This window comes from Lentimicrobiaceae bacterium, assembly GCA_023227965.1.
Taxonomy (GTDB): Bacteria; Bacteroidota; Bacteroidia; order Bacteroidales; family JALOCA01; genus JALOCA01.
Window position 1 is genome coordinate 1 of record JALOCA010000055.1, and the last position, 14109, is coordinate 14109.

A 14109-nucleotide genomic window follows, 5' to 3' on the forward strand; every position below is an offset into this window, starting at 1 on the left:
CAGCCGTAACTATTTCTGTTTTGTAAATGGATTGAGGTTTCCCGTCAATAATAGCTTCCTTATGGTAAAGGTCAATAACAGCTTTTAAATGTAGTGAGTCGCTCATTTTTTCAGGGATTGTATCCACTGCGATACGGCAAATATATTCTCCGCTTTGTAAGTGTTGTGTGCTGATTTGGTGTATTTGTCCGGATGAAAGAGTGCAACAGGCTGTTATCCGGTAAAGTTCTTCATACTTGTTGTTAATATTTTTTGTGGCTTCCTGCTGGTAATAATCACTCATCCCGTTGAATGCAGCTTTTTTAAGTGAGAAAATTGTCAGAGCGCGTAGTAAAGCCTGTTCTTTTCCTGTAAGCGAATCCAATTCGGGGTCAGAAATTCCAATAACGGTTATTTTGTTGTTTTCCTGTGGCAGTGGCGTACAAAAATCACCGGGAAGGGCAATATTTACCGGAATTACATTGCAATTTTCTGCTGTATAATTTTGGATTTCTTTTTCCAGAATGCGGTCAATAGAGTTTCTGCTTTTAGCAGGAAGTTCCTGGCAATTTATTCTTACACAGTAAAGCAAAAAAAAGGAAAGGCAACTGCAAAACCCAACTGCAAAAATGCCAATTTTTTTATAGAAGGTTCTCTGCTTTTTCATATGTAAGATGTCAATAATCAAATATCCAGCAAAATTCATCCATACCGCTTTCTATGCACAAAAGAAAACCCGAAGAAAAGTTGTCTCAGCTTTACAGTTTATTGAAAAAATATGATTTAAAGCTATTTACAATAGCTGAAAGTAGAAAACAGAAGCCGGGACAACTTTTTATTCTGTTAATTATTGAGCTTGCTTGTTCATCTCGTCTTCAAAAGTTTTTTTGAACTTTTCGTAGTTGTAATCAATTTTCAGCATTTCATCGTTGCTTAGCCGGTTGCTAATAGACTGGAGCAGTTCGCTTCCACCCAATTCGATACAAACATAGGTTTTGAAATTGCCTGTCTTCGTTTTGGTCATTTTTTCACAAATGATGCGTGTACCTGTAAGTTTCTGGTTGATTACTTCGCGGGTAAGTCCTTCGTAACGTTCCATCAAGTCTTCTTTGTTGTTGTGTTCACCTGATTTCAGATAGTTGTCAATAACGCCTTTGATAAGGGTTTGCATTTGCGATGCAAGTCCGGCACGGGCTTCACTTAAGGCTTTCTTTTTCGACGTCATTTGGTCCATGCTTTCGCCTACTGCACTGAAACGAAGACGCTGAGCATCGGAAAGATATTCGCCTCCTGCACAAAGTACCGAAATTTCAGTTTCTTCCTGATCTTTAAGCGTAGCAGCCTTTTTTGAAGATTTGCACGATTGCGAAATAATAGAAATGCCGACAATAAGAAGCAGCCCGACAAACAGTTTTGTAAATGTGTTTTTCATAAGTTGGTAAATTTAAGTTAATAATCATGTTTTAATACCGCCAGTAAAAATAATAATAAAAAACAATATATTTTAGTTTCTTTAAATATATTTTTTAATTGGAAAAGCAGGTTGTATTCAGCACCGGAAAATAAAAAAAATATTGGACCAGCCCAACGTTGAAAGTACAGGGTAATAATCACATAACATAGCAGTAATTTAATGGTTTTTTATTACTTTTAAAAGTATAAAAACAGAACCTAAATGAAAGCGGAGAATTCTATCCTACAAATGAGAAATGTTTCAAAGGTTGCAAAAGAACAGAAAGTTCTATATAAAAAAGAAGAGGGTTGTAAAAAAAACAAAATATCAATTAATGCCCAAAAGTTAGTATATTTTTTCCTGTATTTTTTTATCATTTTGCCAGACAATTACTTTTGCCAGTTTTTCGTCCATGGTATAAATTTTTTCTTCACCGTTTCGTTTCCCATTGGTGTAGGATACTTCACGTTCGACGGTACCACGAGGATATTTTTTTACCAATATGCCACAGCCATTTTTAAAAATGCCTTTTCCAAACACCTTGCCATCAATGTCATAATATAACCATTCTCCATCAAAAATTCCCATCCTGTAATTACCGGAAACTTTCGGCATCCCGTTTTCATACCACTGACGATAGGCACCATGCAGGGTGTCTTTTATATAATTTTCTTCCGAAATTTTTTTGCCGGCATCATTCCATGAAGTAACAATTCCATAGAGCCTGTCGTTTTGGTAATCGGCACTGTAAATCACTATTCCATTTGGTGTATAACGGATAAGTTTTCCGTTTAATTTGTCATCTTTGTAGGTACATTGCATCTGCCGGTTACCGTCTTCGTAGTAAAAGACTGCCAAACCGTTCATTTTGCCACCTGATTTGCTGATTTCAAACTTGCAATTTCCATTATCCCAGTATCCTTTATCTTTGGGCTGGCAGGCGCTGATTAAAAAAAGAAGAGATAAAACACCCGTTCTGAAAAATGCTTTATTCATTGCTTTACAATTATTGAAATTGGATGCAAAAATCGTCTGCAAAAATCGTTTTTTTCTGGGGATTCCAGAGATAAATTTTTATTAAATCACCCTTTTTTACTCCAGCCGGAAGATTACACCGAAAAAAGCCTTGATTCCAGGTATTTGGATTTAAAAAATACTGTATTTCCCTTCCCGCCCAAAATACCGGTTTTTTGTCGGCAGATGAAATATCCACTACCAGAATTGCTTTTGCCGAAGTATCAGAAAGCATTGCCCAAAGGCTTATTTTTATCTTAGATGGGATTTTCCCTGAATATTTCTGCACAGGGATGGTGATATTCAGCCCATATTCGTGTAATGAATCCAGTTTCAGGGAATATCTGCCATTTTTTACACAGGAAGTACAGCGCAATACTGAATCTACTCCCAGCACAGCAGCATTTTCCATATCTGTTTTGAGTGTGAACAAAACTTTTTCTCCGGCTACCTGCTTAATAGGTTTTTTTGAGAAAAGTGTTGCCCGCGACATACCGGAATAGTCATGATCTTCTATCACATACGGATATTTTGTTTGAATAATATCATACACTTCTTCCTGAACGCTTTTAGTCCATGCATAAGCGAAATACCCTGCTGAAGAAGCATCTACTACCTGTTTCAGCTCCCGAAAATCGTTGTTACCATCATTTTTTGTTTGCAAAAATGTAACCGGATGGTGTAACTGTTTCAGATAATAATTGATATACCAAACATTATTTGCCTGAAGAGCCTTGGCAACATTTTCTTCTCCAAACTGCTCGTCCCAGACACAGAGTTTGGCAGCTACATCTTTAAATTCTCCGAAGTGTTGCGTAGAGTAATATTTTTTCCCGGAAACGGTAGAAAAAATACCAGTAAACAAAAAGATTACCAGTAAAGTAGTAGTACCTACATTAATTTTTTGTGGCAAAAAAGAAAAAAGAAAAAATAGTAGAAAAGGAAAAGAAAACAGCAGAATGGAATATTGTAAAACCGGATTTCGCAAAATGGAATAAAAATAGCCGATCAAAAAAGGAAGCAGAAAAAACAGCAATGCCAACAACTGAAAACGGTTGAACCGGTTTTTTTTAAATCGCAGAATGATGGGAATCAGAAAAAACAGGACAAAAATGATGACAATCAGTAGCGAGCCATTGAAAGCATAAAACAAATAGTCTGTTATCCAACCGGGATGGGGTTTGCCCAGCCAGCCGCTTTCGCCACCCACGCCTCCAATGGCAAACTGGTATAAAAATATCTTTAAATTAGGAAGATAGAGTATTGCTGCGGTTATTCCGGAAAGGATGTATTTTATCCGGTTCGTTTTTTTTAGATAGAAAAATCCTGTAATTCCTACGATGACAACAAAAAGGAAGCTGTAGTTATGGCTGTAAGCAGCCAACACCACGGAAAGGAAAAAGCCTGCATAATTCAGCCAATGGGATTTCTGGTTGAACAGAATTTTTGTCCAAAACCAAACCGTAGCCAGCGAAAACAGTAATCCCGGGCTGTAAGGACGTGCCAACTGACTGTAAAGCAGGAAATATTCCAGCACAGCCATTGCTGATGCCGAAAACAAAGCGGTAACTTCGCCAAACCAGCGACGCGCAATCAGGAAAGCAATCCCAACCGAAAAAATTCCGGCAAGCACGAAGGGAAAACGTACGGCAGCTACCGAATTTCCAAGGATTTTTACCCAATAATACAAAAACACCTGTACTCCTGCAGGATGGAAATCTCCTTTCATCACGCCGAACTGAATCAGGTCGTGAAAGTTTTTATATCCGAGCCGGTAAAGGGCACTCAATTCATCGTTGCTTAGCGACCAGGAAGCATAATGATAAAACCTAAGCACACTGGCACATAAAATTACCAGCAAAAACAGCCATTCCGCAGGATGTTTCCTCAGCATGTTTATTTGGAAAGGTTACTTCTTTGTTTTACTACCTCGTACAAAAGAATTCCGGCAGCCACGCTTACGTTGAGCGAAGCAATTTCGCCAAGCAATGGAATCTTCACCTGTAAATCTGCTTTTTTTAGGTATTCATGCGAAATACCGTCTTCTTCCGAACCGAGCAGCAATGCCGTAGGCAGACTGTAATCTGCCGAATAATACAACTTATCTGCTTTTTCGGTAGCAGCCACCACCTGAAAACCATACTCTTTCAAGACATCAAGGGTAAATTTCAGATTGGGTTCGCGACAAACAGGGATGTGATGCAAAGCTCCGGCAGAGGTCTTCACTGCATCGGCATTCATTTGTGCACTGCCTTTTTCTGGAACCACTATGGCATCGGCTCCGGCACATTCGGCGGTACGGGCGATGGCTCCCAGATTGCGTACGTCGGTAATACGGTCTAAAACAATTACCAACGGTACTTTGCCACTTTCAAAAACTTCGGGAAGAATATCATCGAGGCGTTGGTAGGTTACAAACGAAAGAAAAGCCACTATTCCCTGATGATTGTTGTTGGTAAGACGGTTAAGTTTTTCCGGAGGTACATACTGAAAAGGTATTTTTCGTTCTTTCACTTCTTTCCAGAGTTCAAAAAACAGTTCTCCTTTCAGTCCGTTCTGGATAAAAAGTTTGTCAATGTCTTTTCCCGAATGGATGGCTTCCATCACCGGACGTATGCCGTAAATTAAATTATCGTTTTTCAAATTTTAAAGTATTATTTGTTTTCTTCTTCTAACAATTCTCCGTTTTGTCGGTATTTATCCGGAATCACTTTACTTACTTTTACACCCAGTTCGCGAAGTTTTTCCACCCTGCCAATAAGATTCCCGCTACCGGTACTAAGTTTCTTTTCGGCATCGGAAAAAGTGTTTTGCAGTGTGTTGAGCTGGGTACTTATTTTTTTCATATCTTCCAGGAAAGAGACAAACTTGTCGTACAGGTTTCCGCCGTGGCGGGCAATCTCCAGTGCGTTTTGTGTTTGCTTTTCCTGTTTCCATATGGAAGCAATCGTACGTAATGTAGCCAGCAGGGTAGTAGGACTTACAATCACAATTTTTCGTTCCCATGCAAAAGTAAATAATTCTACATCTGTTTGGATAGCCGTGCTGAATGCGGCTTCCACAGGCATAAAAAGAAGTACAAAATCAGGAGAATCGAAAAGTTCCGCCGACTGGTAATTTTTTTCGCTCAGCCCTTTTATGTGACTGCGGAGAGCTTCAATATGCTGCTTCAGGTAACGGTCGCGGTCGTCCTGGCTTTCGGCATTTACGAAAGCTTCATAGGCAACCAGAGTAACTTTGGAGTCAATGATAATATGCTTATTATCAGGAAGCCGGATAATCACATCGGGACGAATAGGGCTTCCTTGTTCGTTGCGGGCAGTAAACTGTGTTTCGTATTCCACACCCTTGGTAAGTCCAGAACGCTCCAGCACTCTTTCCAATATGATTTCGCCCCAGTTTCCCTGTTTTTTTACATCGCCTTTCAGTGCTTTGGTGAGATTTTCGGCATCCTGACTCAGCTTGCGATTCAGATCGAAAAGGCTTCTTACTTCCTGTTTCAGGCTTACTTTGTCGCGTGTTTCATTCTCATAGGCATCTTTTACCATTTTCCGGAAATCGGTAAGATTTTCCTTCAACGGATTGAGGATTTCTCCCAGATTTTTCACATTGGCTTCGGTGAATTCCCTTGAGTTTTGCTTCAGAATTTCGTTGGCAAGATTTTTAAATTCGGCGGAAAATCTGGTTTGTAAGTCTTCCATTTCCTGCTTCTGGGTGGAAAGTTTCTCCTGCATGTTCCGGAAGATTTCCTCAGAACGGGCAAGGCGGTCTGCCTGTGCGGCAACTCGTTCGCGTTCGGTAAACAGCTCGTTTTGCATTTTCACAGATTCTTCCTGCAAAAGGTTGAGCCTTTCCTGGATTATTCCCTTTTGTTTTTCTGTCTCAGCAAGTTTAAGCAGATTTTCCTTTTCAAGGTTCGCAATCTGGTCGTTGAGTTTTTGTTGTGTCGAACGTTGTTTATTCAGGGCTATTACCCAGCCAAGAATTATTCCAACTAAAAGTCCTGTAAAAAGATACAAAAAAGTCATATTCTTAAAAATAAGATGGTGTAAAAATAATGAAATTTGTAAAGCTGAGCGAATTCATCGGAGCTGGTTTATTAAAAAGTAACCCTGACGGGCTTATATAGTGATATGGTTTATGTTTGCAGAATTACAAATTCCACTATGTTTCGAGCTGTCCCGGTTTAGCCGGGATTCCGCTCAGCCGGGGTTTTATTTTAACAATAAATTATTGATGTCTAATTCAATATTTTCTGAATATCCAAAGTAAATACCTGTAATTATGCCTTCGCGGTTAATAAGTATGTATCTTGGAAACGAATCTACTTTTAATGTTGACTTTAATTTTGTATTACCCATGATTTGTATAATTTCAATTCCATTGTTTTCAATATATTTTTTTGTTTCTTCAATATCGCCTGATGTTATGCCTATAGTGAAAAGCCCAAATGGTTCATAAGTACTGGCAATTTTGTCGATCATTGGTAATGATTTTTTACAAGGTACACACCATAATTCCCAAAAATCCAACAAAACTATCTTTGACTCCAAACTTCGTATATTAATAGTCTTATTATCTAATGTCTGGAATATTATTTCGGGTATTTTTTTCCCTACAAGCTTGTTGGCTAACGTATCAGTAGGGTGTTCACCATGTCCATATTTGGATAGGAAGGCAATGTTAACATGTTCATTGTTTCCGATCTGGTTATTAATCATGACATCATCAATAATGAATGATATTGATCGTTTCCAATTATGCTCCTTGTTTTTCTCTATGCGACTTAACTGTATTGGAATCAATGTTTGCTTATCTATTATCAGGACTTTTGTAATGATTGATGAATTCAGATACTGGTCAGATTTGAATTTGAAATGCTTATCATCAGCATCCGAAAGTGAATATCTGACATTTGTTGTATCAATATTAAGAAGATCGGTAATAACCAATTGTCCTCCGGGCGAACCGAATATATGATTTTTAAAATTTGGTTCTTTCATGTAAAATTTAGATGTAAATACCATGTAGTTAGTATTTTGAAAATAGATATTTTCAAAGTCCATACTATCCATTTTACTAATAAAGCTAATATTTAGAATAGAATCTTTCTTATCCCGCTCCAGCAAAACTTTACCTGTATTATTCCATATGTTTCCATTTAACAATGTGTCTATTCTTATTACATTATATTTGATTATGTTTATTTGGGCTTGCTTGTTTAAGAAGGCATTAAATAATTCTGTTAATTCTTTGGAATCACTTTTATTTTGATTTGGCACAGTAACCAATTCCTCTTTATCCGATAAAGTAGCCTGGGCAATACTATTACAGCAAATCAGAGAGGATAGAATTAAAATTAAAAGAAAAACAAATTGAGTTCTCATATATAATTTATTAATGATAAGGTGTTTTATTAAAATTGGTTACAACCCGTCGTAAGCTCTGTAAAGAGCTCGAAAATACAAATATTTTTATAAAAGCAAAACAACGGGTATATTTTCCCAGCGGGTGCAAACTCCGCTTTGTTCAGAGCGGCAAAATATTTGCCGCTCTGCCGGGTAATACACTTTGAAAACCTCTGAAACCCTTATTCTTTATAGATGAATTTCTGTTGACTGCATAAAAAAACCGCCCCTGCAATAGGAGCGGTTGTAATGTTACCAATGAAAAGGTTATTTTTCATCTTCTTTTTCTTTAGCTTCTTTTTCACTTTGTTCCATATCAGATTTGAGGTTCACAAGAGCTTCAATGTCGCCTAAAGTGGTTTTTTCGAGATTGTCCTTGATTTTTTTCACAGCTTTTTTTGTTGATTTTTCAGCATCATCGGCTTGTGATTGTTCCTGGGCTTTTGTTGCTGTTTGTGCATCCTGGAAAATTTTGCTGTGTGAAAGAATAATCTTCTTATTATCTTTTGAAAACTCGATTACTTTAAAATCAATGGTTTCGTCAATTTTCGCACTAGATCCATCTTCTTTAACAATATGACGCAGAGGAGCAAAACCTTCAACGCCGTAAGGAAGGGTAACTACAACACCTTTGTCGCCTGTACCGGAAATGGTACCTTTATGCAACGAACCGGGAGTAAAAATACTTTCGAACACATCCCATGGGTTTTCTTCCAATTGTTTATGTCCGAGACTCAGTCTGCGGTTTTCAACGTCCACATCGAGAACAATCACATCCATTTGTTCACCTATTTTGGTAAACTCGGCAGGATGTTTGATTTTTTTCGACCAGGAGAGGTCACTGATATGGATAAGACCGTCAACACCTTCTTCGAGTTCAACAAAAATTCCAAAGTTGGTAAAGTTACGGACGGTAGCTTTATGTTTCGATTTCACGGGGTATTTTTCCATGATATTTGCCCATGGGTCGGGTATAAGTTGTTTGATACCCAGTGACATTTTGCGTTCTTCGCGTTCGAGAGTAAGTATAACTCCTTCCACTTCGTCGCCTACATGGAGAAAATCCTGTGCTGTACGCAGATGCTGGCTCCACGACATTTCTGAAACATGGATAAGACCTTCCACTCCAGGGGCTATTTCGATAAATGCACCATAATCGGCTATAACCACTACTTTCCCTTTTACCTTGTCACCCACTTTCATATCGGGATCCAGTGAATCCCAAGGGTGAGGGGTAAGTTGTTTTAATCCGAGGGCAATACGTTTTTTATTGTCGTCGAAATCGAGAATTACCACTTTTATCTTTTCATCAAGCTGCACGACTTCTTCAGGGTGATTGATTCTGCCCCACGACAGGTCTGTGATGTGAATAAGTCCATCAACACCGCCAAGGTCAATAAATACACCGTATGAAGTAATATTTTTAACAGTTCCCTCCAGTATTTGTCCTTTTTCGAGTTTGCTGATGATTTCGGCTTTTTGTTGTTCAAGTTCATCTTCGATAAGCGCTTTGTGCGAAACGACAACGTTTTTATATTCGTGATTGATTTTTACAACCTTAAATTCCATTACTTTATCAACATACACATCGTAATCGCGGATGGGTTTCACATCTATCTGCGAACCCGGCAGGAATGCTTCTATTCCAAAAACGTCCACAATTAGACCGCCTTTGGTGCGACATTTTACATAACCATTAATAATTTCCTGGTTGTCGTAAGCCTGGTTAACACGTTCCCATGATTTAAGAATGCGTGCTTTTTTGTGCGAAAGCAAAAGTTGTCCGCCCATATCTTCTTGACTATCAACATAAACTTCGATTTTATCTCCAACTTTTATGTCGGGATTGTAGCGAAGTTCGGAAAGAGGAATAACACCATCAGATTTAAAACCGATGTTTACTACAACTTCACGGTTATTTTTACCCACGATGGTGCCATTGATTACTTCGTGTTCAACAATCTGGCTCAGGGTGTTTCCGTAAATATTTTCCAGGCGTTCATGTTCCTGTTTTGAGTAAGAAGTGTGTTTTTTACCGGTTGCATCCCAGTCAAACTCTTCCGGTACGACAGGTACAAGAGCTATTTTTGTTTGGGGTTCAGTTTTCGGAGTTTCGGGATTATTGCTCAGGGGTGTTTCAGAGGTTTCGGAAACTGTATTTTCCTGTTCTTCTTTTTCCGATACATTGTTGACTTCTAATTCTTCAGTCATTTTTTGTTGATTTTTATGTTTCGGTTTTGCCGAAACGGGTTAATAATTAGGTTAATTACACGTTACAAAAGCTTTGTAAGGCTTTTTGAAAACGGGGTGCAAATTTAAAAATATTTTTTTGAAAAAGAATACTTTAATAAAAATTGTACTTAGTAACCTGAGTTTGGGATAAAATATGTTTTACATCTGCTTGATAATAACCCGTCAGGGGTTTAATACCAATAAAAAAGATTTTTTATTTCTGTAAATTCACCGTTATGAAATTAATAATTAATGTTCTACGGACAATTTTTTATAAAAAATCAATATTCTATTAACATTAATCGCCTACGGCGAAATGTAATATGCTGAAATATTACAAGAATAATTTACAACCTTACGCTTAACTCAGGTTTTAAAAATACAAACACTTTGAATAATAGAAATAGAAAATGTACGCCCGTGGCTTTGTTTAATGTTTTGATAGTCAATAATACTTTCTTTCACAGAAATCTAAAAAAATATATACGAAAAATCCAAAAAAGGAAAGGAAATGCATGCTTATTACTATATTTCCCCATGGAGTTATGTTTTTAGGAAAAAATATTTTTTTTCTTGCACTCATTTGTTAATGAGCAAATTTTCAAGAAGGGTGCTGATACTGTTTTTCTATTACAGATGATTGGCGGAAGTATAATGGTGCAGGCATAAAAAATACCTTTTGCAAAAATCATATTTTATAATGTATTACATTTAAATGGCTCTTTATTAGTTTATATAATTTAAAATCAAAATAAATAAGGTATTTTTTTATGTATTTTCAAATGAATATTTAATTTTGGGCTGCTTCAAAAAACGAAGTTAGCATACTTAATTTAGATATTAATATGAGTCCGCAATCGTTAATTTTATTCTTTATTGTAGCCGTTGTACTGGTAGGAGGAGCAATCATTTTTTCCTATTTTGTGGCGCCAACTTCCTATAATCCACAGAAAGCTGAATCCTATGAATGCGGAATTCCTACTAAGGGTATTACATGGCTTCAGTTTAATGTTGGGTATTATCTTTTCGCTATCCTTTTCCTAGTGTTCGACGTAGAAACGGTATTTGTATTTCCCTGGGCAGTAGTGATGAAGGATTTGGGATGGGTAGCATTTATAGAAATTGTAGTTTTTCTTTTCATTTTAGGTTTAGGCTTGCTTTACGCATGGAAAAAACACGCGTTAATATGGGAATAAAAATCAAATCAATGCAATACGACGATTTCAAGGATAACGAAACCCTTGAAATCATGAAAAATTCCGGAGGGAATATACTTTTAACTACTATTGATGATATTATAAATTGGGGAAGATCGAATTCTATTTGGCCTCTCACATTTGCAACGAGTTGCTGCGGTATCGAGATGATGGCTACCGGTGCTTCACGGCATGATTTTGCCCGTTTTGGGATAGAAGTATATCGTGCAAGTCCGCGTCAGGCAGATGTTATCGTTGTAGCAGGAACTATTGTACATAAAATGGCTCCGGTACTTAAGCGATTGTACGACCAAATGTCGGATCCAAAATATGTAATTGCGATGGGTTCCTGTGCTATTTCGGGTGGACCATTTTTTTATAATTCATACTCAGTGATTCGTGGAGTGGAACATATCATTCCCGTAGATGTGTACGTTCCCGGTTGCCCTCCGCGCCCCGAAGCTTTGCTTTACGGTGTAATGCAATTGCAACGAAAAATAAAAGGAGAGACCATCTCCGATCCCCGAAACCCAATGAAAGATTACAAATAATAAGATTTTAATGAATAAGGAAGAACTTAAATACAGAATAAAAAACTTGGTTCCGGAATCGGAAGTTTTGGATGATAAGAATTTTCTGACGTTTACGGTAGCCAAAGAATCTTTTTTCCAACTTTGTACAAGTCTGAAAGAAGATAAAGACCTTGCTTTTGATTATCTTTTTAACCTGAGCGGTGTTGACTGGGAAAGCAAACTGATGGTGGTTTACCATTTGCGTTCTACAAAACATAACCATGAAATTGTAGTAAAAACGAGCACAAACGACCGCGAAAATCCGGAAATTGACAGTATTTGCGGCTTATGGAAAACGGCTGAATTTCTGGAAAGGGAAGTGTATGATTTTTTCGGAATAAAATTTACCAATCATCCCGATTTACGAAGGCTTTTCCTTGATGAAACCCGCATAGAAGGTTTCCCGTTCCGAAAAGACTATAAAGATGAAATAAATATCATTGAAAGATAGTTATGCGTGAAGAAATAAAAGATACCCGTTTCGACAGGGAGGAAGAATACACAATCAACATGGGTCCGCAGCATCCTTCAACTCACGGAGTGCTTCGTTTCGTACTCAAACTGCAGGGTGAAATTGTCCGTAATGTTGAGCCTCACTGCGGCTACATTCATCGCGGAATCGAAAAAATGTGCGAACACCTTACATACCAGCAAATTATTCATCTGAGCGACAGGCTTGATTATCTTTCGGCACATATCAATAACGAAGCCGTATGTTTATGTGTGGAAAATGCGCTTGAAATAGAAATTCCCGAAAGGGTGAAGTATATCAGAACCATACTCGATGAACTTACCCGTATACAATCGCACCAGTTGTGGTGGTGTTCGTTCGGAATGGACCTGGGAGCATTGACCTGTTTTTTCTACGGTTTACGCGACCGCGAATATATCCTTGATATTTTTGAAGAAACAACAGGCGGCAGACTTATACAGAGCTACAACACTCCGGGCGGCTTGATGCAGGATATTCATCCTGGTTTCCAGAAAAGGGTAAAAGATTTTATCAAATATTTCCGGAAAAAACTTCCCGAATATGGCCAATTGCTGACCGGCAACGTAATAATGCAGGAAAGATGCAAGAAAATAGGTTATCTCTCTCTCGAAGATGCAATATCTTACGGAGTTACCGGACCTTCAGGCAGAGGCTCGGGCTGGGCTTGCGATGTGAGAAAGATTCATCCTTACAGTGCTTACGATAAAGTTGACTTTGTGGAACCTCTTTACCGCGATGGTGACACTTTCGCACGCTATAAAGTAAGGATTGATGAAATGTGGGAATCAATGAAAATTATTGAACAACTCATTGATAATATTCCCGAAGGCAACTATTCAGTGAAAATGAAGCCGGTTATAAAACTTCCTGAAGGTGAATATTATCAAAGGGTGGAAGCAGCAAGAGGAGAATTAGGTGTTTATATAATCAGCAAGGGGGATAAGTATCCTTACAGATTGAAATTCCGTTCTCCGAACCTGAGTAACCTTTCGGCTATCAACACCATGGTTCATGGTCAGAAAATTGCCGACTTGGTAGCTATCGGTGGTTCGCTTGATTATGTAATACCAGACATTGACAGATAATTAACAAAAGATAGTATCATTCATATACTTATATATGGTTTTCAATATTTACGATTTTACTTCCTTTACGCAATGGATAGATGAGGGTCTCAACTCAGCGATGTCGCCAGTTTGGGCTATGGTTATTGAGATGACCATTATTGGCGTTACTATTCTCGCCTTTTATGCCTTAGTAGGACTGTTTCTGGTGTATGCCGAACGTAAGGTATGCGGATTTTTCCAATGCCGTGTTGGTCCTAACCGTGTAGGTCCCTGGGGATTTTTCCAAACCATAGCCGACCTTATCAAGCTACTGATGAAAGAGTTGATACGCATCAAAAATGCCGATAAATTCCTTTTCAATCTTGCACCATTTATCGTGATTGCGGCATCTTTTCTTGCAATAGCCGCCATTCCTTTTGCCAAAGGATTACACGCCATTGATTTTAACATTGGCGTTTTGTATGTTATGGCAGTATCGTCTATGGGTGTAATCGGAGTTCTTCTTGCCGGATGGTCGAGTAATAATAAATATTCGCTCATCGGCGCATTGAGGAGCGGTGCGCAGATTGTAAGCTACGAGCTTTCCGTTGGTCTTTCGCTGATAACCATGTGTGTACTTGCAGGAACCATGCAGTTTTCAACAATAATAGAAAACCAGGCTGACGGATGGTTTATTTTCAAAGGACATATCCCTG

The 14109-nt window shown here is 38.1% G+C and carries 11 protein-coding genes and 1 pseudogene; 4 read left to right on the top strand and 8 right to left on the bottom strand.

The window, feature by feature from the left end:
* The 8 genes from M0R21_12935 to rpsA form a co-directional block, all read right to left on the bottom strand.
* Positions 1-646 (bottom strand): hypothetical protein (locus tag M0R21_12935; GenBank protein MCK9618727.1); only part of this gene is annotated, 646 nt, incomplete at its 3' end.
* 180 nt (positions 647-826) lie between these two features.
* Positions 827-1411, bottom strand: a complete 585-nt coding sequence (locus M0R21_12940; protein MCK9618728.1) for a hypothetical protein — start codon at positions 1409-1411, stop codon at positions 827-829.
* A gap of 366 nt (positions 1412-1777) precedes the next feature.
* Positions 1778-2428: a hypothetical protein gene (locus tag M0R21_12945; protein ID MCK9618729.1), complete on the bottom strand. Its 651-nt coding sequence runs from the start codon at positions 2426-2428 to the stop codon at positions 1778-1780.
* Positions 2429-2438: 10 nt separating this feature from the next.
* Positions 2439-4340: a glycosyltransferase family 39 protein gene (locus M0R21_12950; protein ID MCK9618730.1), complete on the bottom strand. Its 1902-nt coding sequence runs from the start codon at positions 4338-4340 to the stop codon at positions 2439-2441.
* A 2-nt stretch (positions 4341-4342) separates the two neighbouring features.
* Positions 4343-5050 carry a 23S rRNA (guanosine(2251)-2'-O)-methyltransferase RlmB gene (gene rlmB, locus M0R21_12955; GenBank protein ID MCK9618731.1) on the bottom strand — a complete coding sequence of 236 codons (708 nt, stop codon included), beginning with the start codon at positions 5048-5050 and terminating at the stop codon, positions 4343-4345.
* A 50-nt stretch (positions 5051-5100) separates the two neighbouring features.
* Positions 5101-6474 carry a DNA recombination protein RmuC gene (gene rmuC, locus M0R21_12960; GenBank protein MCK9618732.1) on the bottom strand — a complete coding sequence of 458 codons (1374 nt, stop codon included), beginning with the start codon at positions 6472-6474 and terminating at the stop codon, positions 5101-5103.
* Positions 6475-6660: 186 nt separating this feature from the next.
* Positions 6661-7833, bottom strand: coding sequence for a TlpA family protein disulfide reductase (locus M0R21_12965; GenBank protein MCK9618733.1), 1173 nt, complete (start codon positions 7831-7833; stop codon positions 6661-6663).
* 288 nt (positions 7834-8121) lie between these two features.
* Positions 8122-10065 carry a 30S ribosomal protein S1 gene (rpsA, locus tag M0R21_12970; GenBank protein ID MCK9618734.1) on the bottom strand — a complete coding sequence of 648 codons (1944 nt, stop codon included), beginning with the start codon at positions 10063-10065 and terminating at the stop codon, positions 8122-8124.
* 866 nt (positions 10066-10931) lie between these two features.
* On the opposite strand from rpsA, the gene ndhC reads away from it, so the two are divergent.
* The 4 genes and pseudogenes from ndhC to M0R21_12990 form a co-directional block, all read left to right on the top strand.
* A complete protein-coding gene (ndhC, locus tag M0R21_12975; protein MCK9618735.1) occupies positions 10932-11282 on the top strand; it encodes an NADH-quinone oxidoreductase subunit A in 351 nt (116 codons plus the stop codon).
* Between the two features lie 11 nt (positions 11283-11293).
* Positions 11294-11833: an NADH-quinone oxidoreductase subunit B gene (locus tag M0R21_12980; GenBank protein MCK9618736.1), complete on the top strand. Its 540-nt coding sequence runs from the start codon at positions 11294-11296 to the stop codon at positions 11831-11833.
* A 10-nt stretch (positions 11834-11843) separates the two neighbouring features.
* Positions 11844-13432: pseudogene (locus M0R21_12985) on the top strand (NADH-quinone oxidoreductase subunit D).
* Between the two features lie 46 nt (positions 13433-13478).
* Positions 13479-14109 (top strand): NADH-quinone oxidoreductase subunit H (locus tag M0R21_12990; protein MCK9618737.1); only part of this gene is annotated, 631 nt, incomplete at its 3' end.